Origin of the sequence: Micromonospora mangrovicola (genome assembly GCF_047200535.1) — a bacterium.
GTDB lineage: Bacteria > Actinomycetota > Actinomycetes > Mycobacteriales > Micromonosporaceae > Micromonospora.
The window spans coordinates 33110-52797 of record NZ_JBJZOG010000045.1; the positions used below are offsets into that span (position 1 = coordinate 33110).

Annotated in this window: 20 protein-coding genes and 1 pseudogene; 6 read left to right on the forward strand and 15 right to left on the reverse strand. The window is 73.6% G+C overall.

Annotated elements, in window-relative coordinates; genetic code table 11:
* Position 1: 1 nt before the first annotated feature.
* From ACL02O_RS19055 to ACL02O_RS19075, 5 genes are all read right to left on the reverse strand, one after another.
* Entirely contained in the window at positions 2-625 is a 624-nt protein-coding gene (locus ACL02O_RS19055) for a hypothetical protein (protein WP_412819444.1), read from the reverse strand.
* 101 nt (positions 626-726) lie between these two features.
* The gene (locus tag ACL02O_RS19060; RefSeq protein ID WP_412819445.1) at positions 727-2229 is read right to left on the reverse strand and encodes a hypothetical protein; all 1503 of its coding nucleotides are present in this window, start codon (positions 2227-2229) and stop codon (positions 727-729) included.
* Entirely contained in the window at positions 2226-3305 is a 1080-nt protein-coding gene (locus ACL02O_RS19065) for a hypothetical protein (RefSeq protein WP_412819446.1), read from the reverse strand. The genes ACL02O_RS19060 and ACL02O_RS19065 overlap by 4 nt, the downstream gene beginning before the upstream one ends.
* Before the next feature lie 47 nt (positions 3306-3352).
* On the reverse strand, positions 3353-4747 hold the full coding sequence (locus tag ACL02O_RS19070; protein ID WP_412819447.1) for an MFS transporter: 1395 nt from the start codon (positions 4745-4747) through the stop codon (positions 3353-3355).
* A gap of 263 nt (positions 4748-5010) precedes the next feature.
* Positions 5011-5244: a zinc-ribbon domain-containing protein gene (locus tag ACL02O_RS19075; RefSeq protein ID WP_412819448.1), complete on the reverse strand. Its 234-nt coding sequence runs from the start codon at positions 5242-5244 to the stop codon at positions 5011-5013.
* A gap of 120 nt (positions 5245-5364) precedes the next feature.
* On the opposite strand from ACL02O_RS19075, the gene ACL02O_RS19080 reads away from it, so the two are divergent.
* Together ACL02O_RS19080 and ACL02O_RS19085 are read left to right on the forward strand one after the other, a co-directional pair.
* Positions 5365-5694 carry a YciI family protein gene (locus ACL02O_RS19080; protein WP_412819449.1) on the forward strand — a complete coding sequence of 110 codons (330 nt, stop codon included), beginning with the start codon at positions 5365-5367 and terminating at the stop codon, positions 5692-5694.
* A 4-nt stretch (positions 5695-5698) separates the two neighbouring features.
* Positions 5699-6901 carry an RNA polymerase sigma factor gene (locus tag ACL02O_RS19085; protein WP_412819450.1) on the forward strand — a complete coding sequence of 401 codons (1203 nt, stop codon included), beginning with the start codon at positions 5699-5701 and terminating at the stop codon, positions 6899-6901.
* A gap of 44 nt (positions 6902-6945) precedes the next feature.
* On the opposite strand, the gene ACL02O_RS19090 is transcribed toward ACL02O_RS19085, so the two are convergent.
* The 8 genes and pseudogenes from ACL02O_RS19090 to ACL02O_RS19125 all read right to left on the reverse strand — a co-directional run bounded on the left by ACL02O_RS19090 (position 6946) and on the right by ACL02O_RS19125 (position 14810).
* Positions 6946-7866: a S1C family serine protease gene (locus tag ACL02O_RS19090; RefSeq protein WP_412819451.1), complete on the reverse strand. Its 921-nt coding sequence runs from the start codon at positions 7864-7866 to the stop codon at positions 6946-6948.
* Complete coding sequence (locus ACL02O_RS19095) at positions 7863-8303, reverse strand: hypothetical protein (protein WP_412819452.1); 441 nt, start codon at positions 8301-8303, stop codon at positions 7863-7865. Before ACL02O_RS19095 ends, ACL02O_RS19090 begins: the two co-directional genes overlap by 4 nt.
* Before the next feature lie 81 nt (positions 8304-8384).
* Positions 8385-9755 (reverse strand): IS607 family element RNA-guided endonuclease TnpB, encoded by a 1371-nt coding sequence (tnpB, locus tag ACL02O_RS19100; RefSeq protein WP_412819453.1) that lies wholly within the window; start codon positions 9753-9755, stop codon positions 8385-8387.
* Positions 9752-10332: pseudogene (locus tag ACL02O_RS19105) on the reverse strand (IS607 family transposase). Before ACL02O_RS19105 ends, tnpB begins: the two are co-directional and overlap by 4 nt.
* A 246-nt stretch (positions 10333-10578) precedes the next feature.
* Positions 10579-11436 (reverse strand): SRPBCC domain-containing protein, encoded by an 858-nt coding sequence (locus tag ACL02O_RS19110; RefSeq protein WP_412819454.1) that lies wholly within the window; start codon positions 11434-11436, stop codon positions 10579-10581.
* On the reverse strand, positions 11429-11989 hold the full coding sequence (locus ACL02O_RS19115; RefSeq protein ID WP_412819455.1) for a helix-turn-helix domain-containing protein: 561 nt from the start codon (positions 11987-11989) through the stop codon (positions 11429-11431). Before ACL02O_RS19115 ends, ACL02O_RS19110 begins: the two co-directional genes overlap by 8 nt.
* A 95-nt stretch (positions 11990-12084) precedes the next feature.
* The gene (locus tag ACL02O_RS19120) at positions 12085-13428 is read right to left on the reverse strand and encodes a class I SAM-dependent methyltransferase (RefSeq protein WP_412819456.1); all 1344 of its coding nucleotides are present in this window, start codon (positions 13426-13428) and stop codon (positions 12085-12087) included.
* Complete coding sequence (locus ACL02O_RS19125) at positions 13425-14810, reverse strand: FAD-binding oxidoreductase (protein WP_412819457.1); 1386 nt, start codon at positions 14808-14810, stop codon at positions 13425-13427. The genes ACL02O_RS19120 and ACL02O_RS19125 overlap by 4 nt, the downstream gene beginning before the upstream one ends.
* Before the next feature lie 93 nt (positions 14811-14903).
* Between ACL02O_RS19125 and ACL02O_RS19130 the strand changes: the two genes are divergently transcribed.
* Genes ACL02O_RS19130 through ACL02O_RS19140 form a run of 3 tightly spaced genes read left to right on the forward strand, consistent with a single transcriptional unit; the run spans position 14904 to position 16484 of the window.
* Positions 14904-15374: an aminoacyl-tRNA deacylase gene (locus ACL02O_RS19130; protein ID WP_412819458.1), complete on the forward strand. Its 471-nt coding sequence runs from the start codon at positions 14904-14906 to the stop codon at positions 15372-15374.
* A gap of 39 nt (positions 15375-15413) precedes the next feature.
* Positions 15414-15698: a DUF427 domain-containing protein gene (locus ACL02O_RS19135; protein WP_412819459.1), complete on the forward strand. Its 285-nt coding sequence runs from the start codon at positions 15414-15416 to the stop codon at positions 15696-15698.
* A gap of 57 nt (positions 15699-15755) precedes the next feature.
* Positions 15756-16484, forward strand: coding sequence for an RICIN domain-containing protein (locus tag ACL02O_RS19140; protein WP_412819460.1), 729 nt, complete (start codon positions 15756-15758; stop codon positions 16482-16484).
* Positions 16485-16488: 4 nt separating this feature from the next.
* Here ACL02O_RS19140 and ACL02O_RS19145 read toward each other — a convergent pair whose 3' ends face one another.
* Positions 16489-17784, reverse strand: coding sequence for an MFS transporter (locus ACL02O_RS19145; protein WP_412819461.1), 1296 nt, complete (start codon positions 17782-17784; stop codon positions 16489-16491).
* Positions 17785-17836: 52 nt separating this feature from the next.
* On the opposite strand from ACL02O_RS19145, the gene ACL02O_RS19150 reads away from it, so the two are divergent.
* On the forward strand, positions 17837-18826 hold the full coding sequence (locus tag ACL02O_RS19150; RefSeq protein ID WP_412819462.1) for a GlxA family transcriptional regulator: 990 nt from the start codon (positions 17837-17839) through the stop codon (positions 18824-18826).
* A 245-nt stretch (positions 18827-19071) separates the two neighbouring features.
* On the opposite strand, the gene ACL02O_RS19155 is transcribed toward ACL02O_RS19150, so the two are convergent.
* On the reverse strand, positions 19072-19557 hold the full coding sequence (locus ACL02O_RS19155; RefSeq protein ID WP_412819463.1) for a hypothetical protein: 486 nt from the start codon (positions 19555-19557) through the stop codon (positions 19072-19074).
* Between the last annotated feature and the right edge of the window lie 131 nt (positions 19558-19688).

The following is a 19688-nucleotide window of genomic DNA, read 5'->3' on the forward strand; positions in this document are numbered from 1 at the left end:
GTCAGGCGGGCAGCTTGCAGGTTTCGCCGGCCAGGCTTGACATTGCGCTGCGGAACCGGGCCCACTCTTCGTAGCCACCCTCGACCGTGAACTCTGCCGTCACCCGATCCAACTGCTCCTGGGTCAGGTCGTCGGGCAACTTGCGCACTTCACCGAGGTACTGCCGGGCATGCGCCATGCTCGCCTCCCATGCCGCCTTCGCCTCGTCGCGCTCGGTACGCAGATCCGTGGGCGCCTCCCGCGACCAGAGCTGGCGCATGGTTTCCTCCTGTTGAGCCATCTGCTGCCCCAGCAGCGTGACCAGCTGGTTCCGCTGCATCCTGCCCTGATTGTCCAGCCGGAGCGCGTTGTTGCCGGTGGCACGGGTGGCCGAGATCGAGTCGCATGCGGCGAGAACCTGCCGCTGGTACGCCGCCCGCCGCTCCTTGCGCTCCGTCGCGGCGGTGCCTGGCAGCGGCGCGACGAAGGCAGCAACGACGAACGCTGCGCCCAGAACGGCAAGCATCGCTCTGACCGGCCGACTTTTCAACGGCGGAATCTTGATCCCGAGCGCCTCGATCTCGCCTAGCACGGCTGCCAAGAGGAAAACGATGCCGAGCGCCAGATAGACGTTGAGCCCGTCCATGTCCGCCTCCGACGCGAGCCGTTGTGAATCAGGATGGTTTTCCGGCTCCTATCAGGCAAGGCCCGCGTCCGGAATCTGACCCTGACCGATGAGCTGCGGCCTTAGATGGGCTCTTGACCCTCCGGCACTTCCGCTGCGTCGTTCGCGGCCGGCGGGCCGCCGTGCGTCCACGGGGTCTCCTCCAGCGCGGGGAAGTTGCCGCCCGGCAGGAACGCGTCCGCCAGCGTGGTCAGGCAGAGCCGCTCCCCCACCTCGGGCACGCTGCCCGGCGATGCGGTCAACCCGCGCCCCATCCCGCCGGACAGCTCCAGCACCACCTCGGTCTTGCCGTCCGTCCCGGGCGTCACGAAGACCACCTTCGCCTTCTGGCTCGGCCGGGCTGGCGAGTACACCGTCGCCCCCACCGGCACCAGCACCGGCTCGGTGGTGACTACCTGGATGCGGGGGCGCAGCACCGGACGCTTACCGGTGTCGTCCACCCGCTTCGGGTCCGCCAGGGTCACGTCGCCGACGAACGCCTCGCCGGTCAGCCGGTGCTCCGCCATGGCCAGCGGGTCGTCGTAGGCACGCTGGACCGCGTACGAGGCGAGGGCCCGCTCCAGCCGGTGCAGCCGCACCGCCGCGGTCACCGCCCCGTCCCGGCGCGGCTGCGGCCCGCCACCCGCGTCGACGTGCTCGGCGTACCCGGTGAAGGCGTCCCGGTCGCCGGCCCAGCGGCCGGCCACCCGCGCCCCGGGCGGCAGGCCACGCAGCAACCCCAGACCGCGCCACATCAGCTCCCAGGTCGGCGTGAGCTGGTCGCGCAGCAGCCCCGCCAGCTCCGCGTACGCCTCGGCGCGGGCCACCGGGTCCGCTTCCGCGTCGGCGTACCGGGCCATGGCCGGGGCGAGCCGGTGGTTGTCGAAGTCCGGGTCGGTGGCCGGTCCGGCGGGCGGGCAGCGTTCCGGATCCTCCGCCCGGGCGGCAGCCTCCGCCCCGGTCATGCCCGGCGGCGGGTCGATCCAGCCGAGCAGCGCCGGCAGGTGCAGGTCCTCCACCGCGCTCTGCCCGGTCGCCCAGTGCAGCGTCAACGCCTCGGTCAGCGCGACCAGGGCCGCCGAGCCGGGATGCTCGGCACGCTCGGCGAAGAAGGTCAGCCAGCGGCCGAGCAGCGGCACCGACGGGGGCACCGGGTACTCGCCGTCCGGCCGGCGGAAGCGGGTGGAGCGGCCGAGCAGCCGCAGGAAGGTGATGCCGGCCGGGTTGGGCACCAGCAGCTGCGGGGCGTCCACGTACCGGTGGCGCACGTCCTTGCCCCGGTCCACCGGCACCGCCTCGCTGGCCCCGCGGAACTCCTCCAGGTACGGCAGCACGATCCCGGCCAGCTCGGCGGCGAAGGCGAACCGCTGGTCCCGGTTGCGCGGCTGCGGCACGACCAGCAGCCGTGCCTCGTCCGGAGCCGCTCCGACCAGGGCGGCGAGCGGGGCGTTCGCCTCACCGGCCATGGCCAGCGGCACCAGCACCAGCGGGCGGCCGGACAGGTGCAGGTGGCGGACGGTGGCCACCGGCTGGGCCGCCCCGGCGGCGATCGCCTGCGCCTTGGCCAGGGCGCGCAGCGTACTCATGCGGGATCTCCGGCCAGGGCGTCGGCGCGCAGGCGGGCGGCGGCGCGCAGCAACGCGGCGGCCTCCACCTGCTCCGGGTCCGGGGCGCGCTCGCCCGTCGCGAGGGCCAGCACCTCGTCTATCCCGGCGACGCCGCCCAGCGCCTCCCGCACCGGCCGGCCCAGCCCGGCGGTGTGGCCGCGCGCCTCGTGCCGGCAGAAGTACGCCAGCTCGCAGGCGGCCAGGCAGTCCGGCGCGTAGCGGGCCGGCACCGTGGACAACGCCGTCCGCAGCGTCGCGGGCTCGGCCGTCGGGTCGACGGTGAAGCCGGCGGGCACGGCGGCGAGCAGGTCGTCGATCCGGGCTATCCGGTCGAGTTGGCGGCGCAGCACCAGCAGCTGCCGCCGGACGTCGAGCAGGCTGGCGACCGGCTGGTTGGTGAAGTCGCGCGGGCAGACCAGCACCACCTCGGGCGAGACGAGGTCCGGGTCGCGTCCCTCGGCGGTGAGCAGCTCACGCAGCGCCAGCACGTAGACGGCGGACTGGATGGCGGCGGCGGACACCTTGGCCGGATCGGCCTGACCGTCGATCACCGGGAAAGACTTGATCTCCACGACGTGGAACCGGCCACCCAGCCGGGCGGCCACCAGGTCCGGTTCCAGGTACACCCGCCGGCCGGCCACGTCCAGGCCGAGCAGCGGGTGGTCGTAGAGCGCCGCCCCGTCCCCCGGCGCGGTGAGGGCCGCCCGGGACCGTTCCGGCCGGTCCTCGTCACCACCCAGGTCCGTCCAGCTCGCCGCCGCCGGCAGCGGCACGCCCAGCCGCCGCGCGACCAGCCGCAGCAGCTCCACCCCGCCGTCGGCCTTGACCCGCGCCTCGAACGCGTTGCCCCGGGTGATGGCGAAGCGGGACTGGCCGAACCGGGCCGGGAAGCCGACCCGCTCGGCCAGCTTCGGCTTGTCCACCCCGGCACTGTCCAGCACCGCCCGGCGGGTGCAGCCCGGGTTGCCGGTCAGGGCGGCGATGGTTCGGGCATTGTGCCGCCGGGGCGGCAGGCCGCCCCGGATCTCGGCCAAGCGCTGCGCGGTGTCCGTCATGATCCGCCAGGATAGGCGGTGGCCGCCGGTCCGGCCCGGGTCGACGGTCAACCGACGGCGATCGACTCCGGCTCGGTGCGGACCGGGGAGCGGCGCACCAGCACGGCGACGGTCACCGCCGCGGCCAGGGCGAGCCCGGCCATCGACCGCAGCACCGTACGCAGCCCGCCGGTGAAGCCCGGGTCTGCCAGGTGCCCGGCGGTGGTGCTGGCCAGCACCGCCCCGACCACGGCGATGGCGACCGTCTCGCTGGTCAGCCGCGCCGTGTTGATCATCCCGGCGCCGGTGGCGGCGCGGGACGGGGCGACGCTGCCGATCGCGATCGCGTCGAGCAGGCCGATGGACAGACCCACGCCGATCCCGATGGTCAGCAGCGGCCCGGCCAGCGTGCCGGTGCCCACCCGCGGCCCGAGCACGGTCGCCCAGGCCGCGCCGGCCGCGACCAGCAGCACCGAGACGACGGTGACCGCGGTGGCCGGGACCAGCCGGGTCAGCGCCCCGCTGAGCAGCGGCAGCACCAGCGTCGGGGCGGTGAGCAGGATCAGCGTGGCACCGGCCGCGCCGGGGCTGAGCCCGACCACGGTGGTCAGGTACGACGGGAGATAGACCAGCAGCGGCACCAGCACCGCCACGATGGTGGCCGCCGCCAGGCAGATGCCGAGGAACCGGGGGCTCGCCAGCAAGGCCAGGTCGAACATCGGGTCGGCGCGGCGGCGTTCCACCCGGACGAAGAGCACCAGCAGGACCAGCGCGGCGACGAACGCGGCGAGGATGGCCGGCGCGGTCCATCCGTACGCGGGGCCCTGCACGAAGCCGAAGATGAGCAGCAGCAGCGCGGCGGTGAAGGACAGGGTGCCCGGCCAGTCGACCCGTCCCGGGTGCGGCTGGCGGGACTCCGGCAGCAGCGGCACCAGCCCGAGCACCACGCAGGCGGCCAGCGCCGGGGCGGCCATTACGGCCCGCCACCCGAGGCCCTCGATGAGCAGCCCGGCGATCGACGGGCCGAAGGCCAGGCCGACACCGATCGCCGTACCGAAGAGACTGAAGGCGCGGGCCCGGGCGCGGCCGTGGAACGCCCCGGCGAGCAGGGCGGAGGCACTGGTCGCCGCCGCGGCCGCCCCGATCCCGGCGAGCGCCCGGGCCAGGTCGAGCAGCAGCACGTTCCCGGCGACCGTGGCGAGCAGCCCACCGGCGGCGAAGACGGCGACGCCGACGGCGAAGACCCGGCGGCGGCCGAGGAGATCGGCGAGGGCGCCGGTGGCGAGCATGAAGCTGGCGAAGGTGGCGTTGTAGCCGTTCACCACCCACTGCACGCCGGCCAGGTCGGCGTGCAGGTCCCGGCCGATGTCCGGCAGGGCGACGGACGCGCCGGTCAGCGAGACCGGCAGCGCGACGGTGGACAGCAGGACGGCCACCAGCACGACGGCCGGATGATTGCGCACGATTCTCCCCGTTTGGACGGCGGCCCCAGCGTAGTTCCGGCAGATGGGGACGGGTCCGGTGACGGGTCGAAGATCACACGTCGGTCAGCGGTCGGCGGAGCGGTTCCAGGGCGAGCGGGGAGACAGCGCCCCCGCCGACGGCCGGCTGCGGCGGCGGTGCCGGCGGCCGGGCGTGCACGGCGGGCGGGAGACGGTGTGCACCGGCGCGGGTGGCGGGGTGACCGGCTGGCGGCCGATCAGCCAGCAGAGGAAGCGGGCCATGGTCAGCCGACCGGGAGGCGCTCGGCCTCGGCGCGGGAGATGTCGTACTGGGCGCCGCAGAAGGTGCACTGCTTCGTCCAGCGGGTGCGCACCGGGATCAGCGGCACGAAGAAGAGGGTGAACCTGGTGGCCCGCCGGGTGACGACCTGGGCCGCCTGGTTGCCGCAGTTGCGACAGACCTCGGTGACGACGCCGGACCGGACTACCTTGGTCCGGAGCCCGAAGATGAAGAACATCGCCGGCCAGTACCCAGCCGGGGCGCGAAACACACCCGCGAATTTCCTCGCCCCCGGCTGTCCGGATGCGCGACCCCCGTTCGTCACGCTGAATGGAAGTACGACCGAGGGAGTGAACCGATGAAGTACATGATGTTCGTCTGCACCGACACCGAGCCGGACCGGAACCCCGACGCCGCACCCGACATTGAGAAGTGGGTGGCCGAGCGGGACGCCAACGGGCAGCGGCTGACGGGCAGCGTGTTCGCACCGCCGTCGGCAGCCACCACCGTCCGGGTGCGCGACGGCGAACTGCTGCTCAGCGACGGCCCGTTCGCCGAGACCAAGGAGGTGATCGTGGGCTTCGACCTGCTCGAGTGCGCCGACCTGGACGAGGCGATCGAGGTGGCCCGCGCCCACCCGATGGCGTACGGGGGACGGCTCGAACTGCGCCCCCTGGTGGAGGGCTGACCGGATGACCGACGCGGCCGGGGCGGTCGCCGAGGCGGGCGCCGAGGCGTACCCGCGGATCGTGGCCGCCCTGATCCGCGCCACCGGCGACTGGACCCTGGCCGAGGACTGCGCCCAGGAGGCCCTCGCGGCCGCCCTGGAACGGTGGCCCCGCGACGGCGTACCGGCGAATCCGGGCGGCTGGCTGATGACCGCCGCCCGGAACCGGGCCGTGGACGTGCTGCGCCGGGCCGCCGTGGAACGCCGCAAGCTGCGCGAGCTGGCCCTGCTCACCGATCCGGAACCGACGCCGACGGGAGGGGACGTGGTGGACGACCGGTTACGGCTCATCTTCACCTGCTGCCACCCGGCGCTGGCCCTGGAGGCCCGGGTGGCGCTGACCCTGCGCACCGTGGCCGGGGTGCCCACCGCCCACATCGCCCGCGCCTTCCTGGTCAGCGAGTCGACGATGACCCGCCGGCTCACCCGGGCCAAGACGAGGATCGCCGCCGCCGGTGTCCCGTACCGGGTGCCGACCGGGCCCGCGCTGGTCGAGCGCCTGCCGGGCGTCCTGGCCGTGCTCTACCTGCTCTTCACCCGGGGGTACGACGCCGACGGCGAGCCCGCGTTCGCCACCGAGGCGGTCCGGCTGGCCCGGCTGCTGCACACGCTCATGCCGGCGCAGCCGGAGGCGGCCGGGCTGCTCGCCCTCTTCCTGCTGCACCACTCCCGCCGGGCCGCCCGCCGGGACACCGACGGCAACCTGCTCACCCTCGACGAGCAGGACCGCTCCCGCTGGGACCGGGACGCGATCGCCGAGGGCGTCGCCCTGCTGGACCGGGCCGGCCACGGCCCGTACGCCCTCCAGGCCCGGATCGCCGCCGGTCACGCCATCGCCCCGACCGCCGCCGACACCGACTGGCCGGCGATCGCCCGCTGCTACGACGAACTGGTGCGGCTGCGGCCCACCCCGGTGGTCCGGCTCAACCGGGCGGTGGCCCACGGCTACGCGTACGGTCCCGCGCCGGGGCTGGACCTGCTCGCGGAGGCCAGCGCCGGCGGGGCACTGGACGGCTACCCGCCCGCGCTGGCCGCGGAGGCCGAGCTGACCGCCCGTCTCGGCGACCGGGTACGCGGCGCGGCGTTGTTCCGGGCGGCGGCCGAGGCGGTCCGCTCCGAGCCGGAGCGGCGTGCCCTGCTCCGGCGGGCCGCCGAGCTGTCCGGCTGACCCTTGGGGAGCTGACATCGCGGGCGACCCGGCGGGCGGGCCGGTCAGTTCGCGGCCTGGTCGGTGAGGTGGTCAACCACGGTGCGGACGGTGTCGATCGGGATGGCGAAGCCGAGGCCGATGCTGCCGTCGTCCTGGCCGGCGGTGGCGATGGCCACGTTGATGCCGACCACCCGCCCGGCGGTGTCGACCAGCGCGCCGCCGGAGTTGCCGTGGTTGATCGCCGCGTCGGTCTGGACCAGGCCGGTCATCCCGTCGACCGAGCGGTCCAGCGCGGAGACGATGCCCGAGGTGACCGTCCCCGCCAGGCCGAGCGGGCTACCGAAGGCCAGCACCGTGTCGCCCACCCGCAGCGTCGAGTCGGTGCCGAGGGTGGCCGGGGTCAGCCCGGAGAGACCGTCGGCCCGCAGCAGCGCGATGTCCGCGCCGGTGTCCCGGCCGACCAGGGTGGCCGGGGCGGTGCGCCCGTCGGCGAGCTGCACGCTCAGCCGGCCGCCCGACTCGATCACGTGGGCGTTGGTCAGGATCAGCCCGTTCCGGTCGAGGATCACACCCGAGCCGAGGCTGGTGCCGGTGTTCCCGGCCGCGGTGACCGTGACGATGCTCGGTGACACGGTGCCGACCACGCCGGAAAGGGTGTCAATCGCGCCGGCCGGCGTGACCCGCACCGCCGCCGCGGCCGTCCCGTCGCCGACCAGCCGGTCCACGGCCAGCGCGCCGGAGGCGCCGCCGCCCAGCATGAGGACGAGCGTGACCCCGGCCGCGCCCAGCCGGCGACGCCACCGGTCCGACCCGGCGCGGGTCCCGGCGGCCGGTCCGTCCGGCGGGGGAATCGGCGGGGCGCCCGGCGCGGGCAGGTCGGCGGGAGGCCAGCCGGGCCGATCGACGAGGCCGGCGGCGGGCGGGTCGGGTGGGGCGGCGACGACGGTGCCGGTGCTGGCGGGGCGGCTCATCGTGTCGGTCATCGGGTCACCGCCCAGCCAGCGTCGGGTCGGTGGGCACCGGCCGGAACAGGATCCCGCTCGCGGTCGGCGGCCGGGGTCGGCGGGCGGGTGCGTCGCCGCTGGCAGGCGACGAGGTGGCTGGCCAGGATGGTGGTCGAGCCGGCCCGGACGCAGGCGTCCGCACCGGCCTGGAGCACGTCGGCGATGGCGGCGGCGGGGGCGTCCTGCTCCGCGAGTACCAGCAGGGCGGACCCGGCCGGCAGCCGGCGGTGCACCCGCGCGACGGTCGCCACGTCCGGGCAGACCAGCAGCACCAGCTCGCCGGGCTGCACGTAGTCGATGTCGTTGGTGCGCAGCACCCGCCAGGCGGCCGACAGGTGACGGGTGAGCCCGGTGACCCGGCTGGCGTCGCCGAGCACGGCGATGGTGGGAGCGGTCAGGTCGATGACGCCGGTCATGGATCCTCCTCGGTCCGGTGATGCCTCCACCGTCGCGCGGGGGATCTGAGGCTGCCTTGTGCCGTTACCTGTCAGTTCGCTCTAGTGAGCGGCTGATCGGCATGTCCCGCCTTGCGGTGGGACGGTCCCGGTTTTACCCGCGTGGGCGGTTCCGGGTTGACGCTTCGTGGCCACCGGCCCGGCGGGGCGGGTCTTACGGTCGGCTCCACGTCCTGCCACCGGGCCACTCCCGGCGGTGGTGACCTCACGCGCGAGGGTGGCGAGGTTGTGTGCGGCGTTCAGGTCCCGATCGATGACGAGGCCGCAGGAGTTGCAGGTGTAGGTTCGGACACGCAGCGGCAGCTTGGCTTTCACCGCGCCGCAACCCGAACAGGTTTTGCTGGAGGGATACCAGCGGTCGGCCACGATCCGCCGGCCGCCGTTCCATTCGGCCTTGTATGTCACCTGTCGACGGATCTCACCGAACCCGGCGTCCGCGATCTGCCGGGCCAGACGCCGGTTGCGCAGCATGCCAGCCACGTTCAGGTCCTCGACCACGATCGTGCCGTACGTGCTGGCCAGCCGGGTGGTGAGTTTGTGCAGGTCGTCGCGACGCAGGTTCGCCACCCGCGCATGCGCCTGGGCAACCTGCTGGCGGGCGCGTTCCCACCGCTTCGACGGCCGCTGACCGGTACGTCGGTCCGGGCCGACACGTCGGGACATCTGCCGAGCCAGACGCCGCATCCGCTGGGCCGCCTCGTCGAGGTGGCGAGGGTTGGGCACCATCTCACCGGTGGACAGTACCGCCAGGTGGGTGACTCCCACGTCCACCCCGACCACCGCCCGCGGGCGCGTCGGCATGCGCTCGGTCCGCTCGATTTCCACGCAGAAAGCGACATGCCACCGTCCGTTGTCACGGCGTACGGTGGCCGACAGGATCCGGGCCGTGCCCGCCTCGATGCGGCGGGCGAGCTTGCGGGTCGACTCGTGAGTCTTCAACCGGCCCAACCGGGGCAGCACCACATGCTTGCGGTCCGGCTCCACTCGGATCGCGCCGGTGGTGAACCGGACGCTGGGGGTGGCGCGACGGCGGGACTTGAACCGGGGGAATCCCACGCGCCGGCCGGCGTGTTGTCCGGCGCGGGAGTCGGACCAGTTCTTCAGCCCGCGCGCCAGGTTGTCGAGGCCGGTGTTGTACGCCTCCTTGGAGCACTCAGCCCACCACGGCGCCACGTTCGGCTTCGCCGCGTTCCACGCCTTGCGCAACTGAGCCAGGCTCCACCCGACGGTCGGGGTCAGCTGCTCATCGGGCGTGCCGTAAGTGCATTCCGCAACACGCTGGTCCATGACGGCCTTCACCCGGGCCAGGGCCCAGTTGTACGCCACCCGGGCCGCGCCCGCGTGCGCCAACACCGCCCGCTCCTGCGACGCCGTCAGGTCCAACGCGAACCGGTACGCCCGGATCGTCTTCACGCAGGTATGCCCTGTGCGGTGACGGCCTCGACCGCCCGGCGCGCACCGTTCACAGCGGCCCGGCAACCGTAGAGGCGCGCCCACAACGAGGCCAGGATCACGTGACGTCCCGGACAAGATCCTCGCCCACCTCTGCCGGATCAACCATGAGCAGCTGGCGGCCGTGCGCGGCCAGAGCCGCCTCAACGCACTCGACGCCGAAGCTGGCGAACCCGTCCCGACGCTCCACCACAATGGTGGTCACCGCCGGGTCACGCAGCAGGGCGAGGAACCTCTTGCGATGCCCGCTCAACGCGGACCCCACCTCGGTCACCACCTGCGACACAGACAGGCCCGTCCGGTCGCCCACAACACGACCCGAGCAACCTGTCGATCCAGGTCCGTGCACTGGCCGGCAGACGACACCCGGGCATACACCACCACTCACTCAGCGCCAGCCCAGCCCGCAGGTAGCGGCTCGCCCACCATGATGAGCCGACCCAACCGGTAGGTGGGAACAGGCAACATCCCAGCCGCGTACCGCCGCCGCGGTGACATACGCGACGCCCTGAGATGCCGCCCACTCCTTCAAATTCACCCAAACACCATAGCCCGCTATCCATTAGAGACCACCCAACCGCTAGCAGCGTCGATCCCTTTCTGTGGAAACCCGGTGTGCTGCGGCAACTCTCGAGCGGCTACGAACTTGATGACGCAAACGGATCAGCCGGGACGGCCGAGTGGGCGGACGCGGGTGAGTCGTTGACGACATCAAGTTGGTAGCCGTCGGCAAGCCGTCCCTGCCGGAAAACGCGCCCCCGGCAGGGACGGATTGCCGGCCAGGTCAGGCGTTCGCCGGCAACTCCACCGAGAGCCAGATCGGCTGCCAGTCGGCCATCTCGTGGTAGCGGCGCAGCTCGGACAGGCCCGCGACGGTCCCGCTCCAGGCCGCGTACGGGGGGTTGCCCTCGTCGAAGCCGCTCTGCACGAAGGTGAGCCGGGTCCTGCCGTCGGAGCCGTCCAGCTCCCAGGTGCCGACCCCGTTCGGGCCCCAGTCGACGGAGAGCTTCCGGCCCGGCTCCAGGTCGACGATCTTCGCGGCGTCACCGTCGGCGTCGAGGCCGCCCATGGCGAACCGGCCGCCGACCCAGGGCTCGATTCCGATCGGGTAGCCGAACCAGGCGCTGGCCTGCTCAGAGTCGATCAGGGACCGCCAGACCCGCTCGACCGGGGCGGCGATCAGCAGCTCCCCGCGCATCTCGGCGGACGCGAAGTCGGTGCGCGGCAGCGGCGGCCGGCCCTCCAGGTACGCGGCGAGGTTGGCCAGCGACAGCGCCCACCAGGTGTGCAGCACGCCGCGGATGGTGCTGCCGTCGAACGCCTCGGACATCTTGAAGTGGCTCTGGGTGAGGGTCAGCACAGTGCTGTCCGGCCCCTCGGCGTCCAGGCGTATCTCGCTGGTGGTCTCCACGCCGTCCAGCAGCCAGGCGAAGCGGATCGTCGCGTCGTCGGCGTGCAGCAACCGCTGGTGTGGCGTGTCGCCCTCCGGGGTGTGGCGGCCCCAGAACTCGTACCGGTGGGGCAGGTCGACCTCGACGTGCTCGGCGAACCAGCGGCGCAGCGCGGTGGGATCGGTCAGCGCGCTGCGGACGGCCTCGGCCGGTGCGGCCAGCCGGACGCGCAGGGTCAGCAGGTCATTCATGGTTGTCGCCCTTCGGGTAGCAGGCCACGGCGAGCTTGAAGGCGTCGCCCTCCGCACCGCCGTAGCGGGTGAACAGGTCCCGCAGCGTCGTCTGCAGGTCGTGCAGGAACTCCTGCCGCCGCTCGGCGGGCACCCGCATCTCGCCGGAGACGCCGATCGAGGGCAGCTCGGGGGCGGTGCGGTCCAGGGCGGCAATGTCGGCCTGGACCTCCTCCATGAGGTCGAGCAGGTAGCCCAGGCTCAGCTCGTCGCGGACCCGCCGCGCCCCGCCGATCCGACCGACCAGCCGGGGCGAGAGCCAGTACGACCGGGCGGCGGCCTGGTAGATGCCCTCGCTGATGCCGCGCACCTTTCGGGCCGAGACCTGCTCGACCAGGCCGGCCGCGACCAGTTGCTTGACGTGGTAGTAGACGCGCTGCGGCGTCTGGTCCAGCCGGGCGGCGACCTCGGTGCAGGTGCGCGGCTCGGCGAGCTGCCGCAGCACCTCGATGCGCTGCGGCTTGAGCAGGGTCTCGGCCTGCTCGCGCTCTTCCAGGTACAGGACATCTCTCATAGCAAAAATCAGTTTGTACGTACAAAACTTCTTTGTCAATGGGATCGACGAAAGGCCGCGCGGTCCGCGCGGCCTTTCGTCGGGGCGTACCGGGGTCAGGGCGTCCAGTCGGGACGCAGCGGGTAGCCGTTGACCCCCTGCGGTCCATTGTGCGTGGCGAGCACCTGATGCAGCTGGATGCCGTTGCGCTCGAAGGCCATCCGGGAGCCGGCCATGTAGAGCCCCCACACCCGAGCCGTGCCCGGGCCGACCTCGTTCACGCAGAAGTCCCAGTGCTCGACCAGGTTGCGGCACCAGCCGGCCAGGGTCAGCGCGTAGTGCTGGCGCAGGTTCTCCTCGTGGTGCACCTCCAGCCCGGCGTCGTGGATCTCGCTGATCAGCCGGCCCGGCCCGGCCAGCTCACCGTCAGGGAAGACGTACCGGTCGATGAAGGCGCCGGAACGGTGCGGGGCGCGGTTGTCCGCGCGGGTGATGCAGTGGTTGAGCAGCCGTCCGCCCGGCTTGAGCCGGCTGCGCAGCGCCCCGAAGTAGGTCGGGTAGTTGCGCACGCCGATGTGCTCGGTCAGCCCGATCGAGGAGATCGCGTCGAACTGCTCGCGCGGCGCGTCGCGGTAATCCAGGTGCCGCACCTCGGCGAGGTCACCCAGCCCCTCCCGCTCGATCGCCGCCTGCGCCCACTGCGCCTGCGCCTGCGACAGGGTCACGCCGAGCGCCTTGACGCCGTACTCCCGGGCCGCGTGCCGGACCATGCCGCCCCAGCCGCAGCCGACGTCGAGCAGCCGCATTCCCGGGCTGAGTGCCAGCTTGCCGGCGACCAGGTCGTACTTGGCCCGCTGCGCCTGCTCCAGCGTGTCGTCCGCGCTGTGGAAGACCGCGCAGGTGTACGTCATGGACGGGCCGAGCACCTTCTCGTAGAAGGCGTTCGAGACGTCGTAGTGGTGGGAGATCGCGTTGCTGTCCCGGGTCCGCGAGTGGCGCAGCCCGTTCATCACCCGCTTCCAGCGCGGCGCGGCCTCCTGCGGTGGGGGCGGCGGCGGCATCAGCCGCTCCCAGCCCAGCCCTCGGACCAGGGCCAGCGCCTCACCCACCGCCGGGATGCGCAGGTGCACCTGGTCCTTGAGCACCTTGAACGCCTCGTACGGGTCACCCGGGTGCACGCCCTCCAGCCCCAGGTCGCCGCTCACGTACGCCCGGGCCATGCCCAGGTCGCCCGGCGCGGTGAGCAGGTACGACAGGCCCCGCTCGGAGCGGATCGCCAGGGTGATCCCGGCGTCGGCCGGGCCGAGCGCGCTGCCGTCGTACCCGGTGATGCGGATGGGCAGGTCGCCGGTGGTGACCGCGCGGACCACGTCGGCGACGGTAGGGCCGGTACGCCGGCCGCCCGCCGGCGGGCCGGACGGGGCGTCGGCCGCCCCCTGTTCACGGTCGATCAAGCTCACTGTCGTGCCACCGCCTTTTCGTAGAGTCCCGTGAGCCGGTGGTCCGGGTCGTACCGGTCCCGTGCGACGCGCCAGAGGTCGCCGCCGTAGAGCCGGTCGAACTCGTCCCGTTCGTAGTACGCGTCGGAGTAGAGCGACTTGTGCCCGCCCACCTCCGACACCGCGCGCTCGACCGCCCGGTTGACGTCGCCATCCGCGGCGCCCCCGGTGATCGGCACGCTCCCCCAGAAACCGATGTTCACATAGCTTTCCCCGGGCTGGAGGGGATACAGCGGCCACGCCCGGGCCGATCCGGGGCCGGCCGGCTCGCGCAGCCGCAGCGGGCACAGCCAGACCGGGGTCATCCCCACGTTGCGGGTGAACCAGCGCAGGAACTCGGCCGTTCCGCCGAGCGGGATCTCCACGTCCTGCACCACCCGCTCCCGGGCCGGCCGGCCGCGCCAGCGGTCGATCCGGGCGGCCACCTGGTGGCGGTGCTCCAGCCGCACCAGCCGGTGGTAGAAGTCGCTGCGCCGGTAGCGCTGGGGCCAGAGCCGGCGGACCACCGGGTGCTGCACCCCGAACGCCGCCGAGCACCAGAACCAGTCGGTGTCCCAGCGCCAGAGGTAGTCGTACGCGGTGAGCACGTCCCGGGTACGCCGGCGCAGCGAGCGGTAGTAGATCTCCTGGCCGGTGTAGTCGCTGGGCCGACCAACCACGTCGTCGGTGAACGTGCCCAGTACCAGGTACGCCTCGCCGGGGCTGAACATCACCCCGTCCATCGCGTCGACCGGCTCGCCCTCCCAGGAGCCCTTGGCGATCACCTCGCCGATCGCGTCGGTCAACTCCTCGAGACGGGTGAACCGGATGTTGCGCAGCGCCACGTACCGGCGGGCCGGCTGCAGTTCGATGCGCAGCCGGGTGGCGTACCCGAGGCTGCCGAGCGAGTTGGGGAAGGCCCGGAACAGTTCGGCGTGCTCCCCTTCCGGCCGGGCGGTGACGATGTCGCCGGCCCCGGTGAGCACGTCCATCTCCAGCACCGACTCGTGCGGCAGGCCGTTGCGGAACGAGGTGGACTCGATGCCCAGGCCGGTCACCGCGCCGCCCAGGGTGATGGTCCGCAGCTGCGGCACCACCAACGGCATCAGCCCGTGCGGCAGGGTCGCGTCGACCAGGTCCTCGTAGGTGCACATGCCCTGCACCTCGGCGGTGCGGGCGGTCGGGTCGACGGCCAGCACCCCGGTCAGGCCGCTGACGTCGAGCCCCGGCGTGCGGGGCGCGGATCGGGGACGGAACAGGTTGGAGGTCTGCTTGGCCAGCCGTACGGGTTCCCCGGCGGGCACCGCGGCGTAGGAGCGCCGCAGCGTGTCCACCGCCCGTTCATGATCACGGACAGCGTGCATGAGATCACCTTACGCCCGGGTACGACGATTGGTGGGATGACCACAGTGGCGGTTTGGGGTCGGACGTGCGACAACCGGGTTACCGTGGCGGGCATGCCCTCCCCCGCCCTCGCCGCCCTCGACGCCGCCGGCCTGCCCTACCGGGTGATCCGGCACGGACCGGTCCGCAGCCTCGCCGAGGCGGCGCAGGCGCGCGGTGTCGCGGTGCCCGACGTGGTCAAGACCATCGTGGTCCGGCGGGGCGAGGACGACCACCTGTTCGTGCTCACCCCCGGCGACCGGGTGATCTCCTGGCCCAAGCTGCGCGCGCTGCTGGCGGTGAGCCGGATGTCCATGCCGGACGCCGCGGCGGCCAGGGCGGCGACCGGCTACGAGCGCGGCACCATCACCCCGTTCGGCTCAACCACCGCCTGGCCGGTCGTCGCCGACGAACGGCTGCGCGGCCGGGAGATCACCCTCGGCGCGGGTGAGCACGGGGTGGCCGTGGCGGTCGACGCGGACGCGGCCCTCGCCACCCTGGGCGCCACCGTCGCCGACGTCACCGACCCGGAACCCACCCGCTGACCACTGGCCGGCCCGGCCCGGCCGGCATAGCGTGGAGGGATGCCGAAAGCCGTCTGGAACGACCTGGTCATCGCGGAGAGCGACGACACCGTGGTGGTCGAGGGCAACCACTACTTCCCCCGTACGGCGTTGCGCGACGATCTGATCCGCGACTCCGCCACCCACACGGTCTGCCCGTGGAAGGGCACCGCCTCCTACTACACCCTCGAAGACACGGGCCGGACCAGCCAGGACGCCGTCTGGTACTACCCGGACCCGAAGCCGGACGCGGAAATGGTGCGCGACCGGGTGGCCTTCTGGAAGGACGTGAAGGTCGTCGACTGAGTCACGCGCCGTCGAGGCGACTGGCCATCGACGGACGCGGTGGGCAAGGATGCCCTCATGGCCGACCCGCACACCGACCCGCCGGGCACCGTCTACGGCGCCCGCCGCCCGGGCCGCCCCGGCCTGCCGCAGGACCCGCTGATGCGGATGGCGCTGGGCGTGGCGGTGGCCGGCGTATTCCTGGGGCTCTTCTTCGCCACCGGCGTGCTCGGCGGTGGCGGCGGCGAGCGGCCGGTGGTGCCGGCGGCGGCCGCCGGCGGGTCCAGCGCGGCCCGGACCAGCGCGGCGGCGGCCGCGCCCAGCACGGCGGCCGCGCCCACCACCAAGGCCGCGCCGTCGCCCAGCACCGCGCCGACCACACCGCCCGCCCCGGCGAACGGGCCGAAGGTGTTCCACTCGGTGCCCTCCGGGCTCTGCCTCGGGCTGGAGAGCGACCAGCAGCAGGCAAAGGCGCAGCTCGCCCCGTGCACCGGCGGGCCGGAGCAGCAGTGGGTGGCCAGTCAGCTCGCCCCGGACGCGGTGGCGCTCACCGTGGCCGCCTACGGTCAGTGCCTGGACGTCGAGGGCGGCAGCACCGACGACGGGGCCAAGCTCCAGCAGTACCCGTGCCACGGGCAGGGCAACCAGCAGTGGCGGTTGCAGCCCGCCGGCCCGGGCGCGGTGCTGCTGGTCGCGGTACACAGCGGCAAGTGCGCGCAGCCCGAGGGGGCCGGCACCCAGCCCGGCACCAAGCTCGTGCAGGCCCCCTGCACCGGCTCCCGCGAGCAGCAGTGGACCGCCGGCTGACCGGTCAGCCCCGGTAGCTCCAGGCCCGACGCCCGACGGCGACGGGCACCACGAACGCCGGCTCGTCCGCCCTGCGGCGCAGTCGCAGGGAGAGCCCGGCTGCCCCGATCGACAACGCGCCGGCGGCGTACCAGGCCGGGGCGTAGTTGCCGAGGTGGTCGCGGACCAGGCCGGCGGCGGTCGCGGCGAGGGCCGCGCCGACCTGGTGGGCGGCGAAGACCCAGCCGAAGACCACCGCGCCGGACGCGCCGAAGTATTCGCGGCACAGCGCCACGGTCGGCGGCACGGTGGCCACCCAGTCGAGGCCGTAGAAGACGATGAACACCAGCATGCTCGGCTGCGCGGTGCCGGCGAAGAGGCTCGGCAGCACCAGCAGCGACGCTCCGCGCAGGGCGTAGTAGGTGCCGAGCAGCAGCCGGCTGTCCATCCGGTCGGTGAGCCAGCCGGAGGCCACCGTACCGGCGATGTCGAAGAGGCCGACCAGGGCGAGCAGGCCGGCGGCGGTGGTCTCCGGCATGCCGTGGTCGTGCGCGGCCGGCACGAAGTGGGTGCCGACCAGGCCGTTGGTGGTCGCGCCGCAGATCGCGAAGCCGCCGGCGAGCAGCCAGAACGGCCGGGTGCGCGCGGCGGCGCTGAGCGCGCCGACCGCCCGGGCCGCCGCCCCGCCGGCCGGCGGCGTCGGGGGCACCACCTCGGTCGCGCCGTAGGCGGGCAGGCCGAGATCCGCCGGGTGCTCGCGCAGCAGCCACCCCACCAGAGGTACGACCGCCAGCGCGGCCCCGGCGACGACCAGCGCGGCCACCCGCCAGCCGTGGTCGCGGACCAGCACGGCGACCAGCGGGAGGAAGACGAGCTGGCCGGCGGCCCCACCGGCGGTGAGCACACCGGTGACCAGGCCGCGACGGTGGACGAACCAGCGCCCGGTGACGGTCGCCACGAAGGCGAGGGCCATCGAACCGGTGCCGAGGCCGACCAGCACGCCCCAGCAGAGGATCAACTGCCAGCTCGCGCTCATCGCCACGGTGAGCCCGCTACCGAGGGCGACCAGCACCAGCGCGGCAGCCACCACCCGGCGGATGCCGAACCGGTCCATCAACGCGGCGGCGAAGGGGGCGGTGAGCCCGTAGAGCATCAGGTTGACCGAGACGGCGGCGGAGATGGTGGCGAGCGGCCAGCCGAACTCCGCGTGCAGCGGGTGCAGCAGCACCCCGGGCGTGGCACGGAAGCCGGCCGCGCCGACCAGCGCGACGAAGGAGACGCCGGCCACGAGCCAGGCCGGATGAAGACGGTGTCGGGTCACGCTCCGAGTCTCGGGGGCAGCGGACGGCACGACGAGTGGCCGGAAAGCCATCATGCGCAATAATCGGGCCATGACGTTCGCCCCGCACCGGATCGCGGTGCTCGCCGTCGACCAGGTGGTCGGGCTCGACCTCGGCACCCCCGCCCAGGTCTTCGGCTCGGCCCGCACCGACGACCTGCGGCCCCTCTACACCGTCGACACCTGCACGGCCGGGGGGCGACCCGTCCGCAGCACCGGCGGCTACCAGGTCGTCCCCGAGCACGGCCTGGAGCTGACCGAGACCGCCGACACGGTGATCGTTCCCGGCGTCCACGCCTGGTCAACCCGGTTCGACGGCGTCTTCGACCCGGCGGTCACCGCAGCGCTGCGGGCCGCCCACCAGCGGGGCGCGCGGATCATGTCGATCTGCACGGGGGCGTTCGTGCTCGCCGCCGCCGGCCTGCTCGACGGACGCCGGGCCACCACCCACTGGGCGTACGCGGACCTGTTCCGCCGGCTGCACCCGGCGGTGGACCTCGACCCGGACGTGCTCTTCCTCGACACCGGCGACGTGCTCACCTCGGCCGGGGTGGCCGCCGGCATCGACCTCTGCCTGCACGTCATCCGCACCGACCACGGCAGCGAGGTGGCCAACCGGGCCGCCCGCCGCTGCGTGGTGCCGCCGTGGCGGGACGGCGGTCAGGCCCAGTACATCGAGCGCCCGGTCCCCCGGGCCGCGGAGGCCGGCACCGCCGCCACCCGGGAGTGGGCCCGGCACCGGCTGCACGAGCCGGTCGCCCTACGCGATCTGGCCGCGCACGCGCGGATGAGCGTACGGACGTTCACCCGGCACTTCCGTTCGGAGACCGGGCTGAGCCCGGCGCAGTGGCTGCTCCAGCAACGCACCGAGCACGCCCGGCTGCTGCTGGAGAGCACCGAGCTGACCGTCGACCAGGTCGCCCGGCAAGCCGGCTTCGGCACCACCGCCGCCTTCCGGCAGCACTTCCACCACCGGGTCGGCGTCGCCCCCACGGCGTACCGGCGCACGTTCCGCCGATCCTGACCCACCGGCGAGCAACCGCGACCGGCGCGGCCTCGCCGCCCACCCGCCCTGACCGGCGGCTCAGGCCAGCAACGCGGCCCCTGCCTGGCCCGACCTGCGGCTCAGGACAACGGCGGCCGGTGGCGGCCCCTGCCTGGCGCGACCTGCGGCTCAGGCCGGACTGGTCCCGGCCGGGGCGACCTCGGCGCGTGCACCGCAGGTCGCGGGGCGGCGCGGCGCCCTGGCGATGGGCGTTGACCTGCGGCTCAGGCGAGATGCGGTTGCCGGCGCAGGGCGCGCAACTGGGCCAGATGCATCGGCAGGTGGACGCGCGTGTGCAGGTCCAACACCCGGCCCCAGGGCAGCGACTCGTCCACGTCCAGGTCGAAGCCCTCGCGGAGCACGGTGTCGACCGAGGTCTCGGCGGCCGGCCCGAGCCGTTCGGCCAGCGCACAGAGCTTCTGGCTCGTGGCCCGGAGCAGGGCGGCCAGGGCGTCCAACCCGCCACACTCGGAGACCAGCGCGTCGAGCTGCGGCCGGTGGATCGTCTCCAGGTCGTAGTAGGCGAACGGCGAGCCGGCCAGCACCGCCTCGGTCGCCTCGCTCATCAGCTCGTCGTTGGCGGCCAGGTGCGCCACGATCTGGTCGGCGCCCAGCTCCCCGTCCGCCGGCGGCCCGAACCCGCCCGCGTCCACTTCCGCCAGTACCAGCTCGTACGCCCGCCGCAGCTCCACCGCGTCCACCTCGTCCATGCCCGCATCCAACTCCCGCCCCCGACGGCGGCACCGCGACTACCCCGCCCGGTTCACCCGGACGAGGTCCACGAACCCGCCGCGATCTTGGAAAGTTGCCCTTCGCATCTGCCGGGTGCGTAGACGCCGTT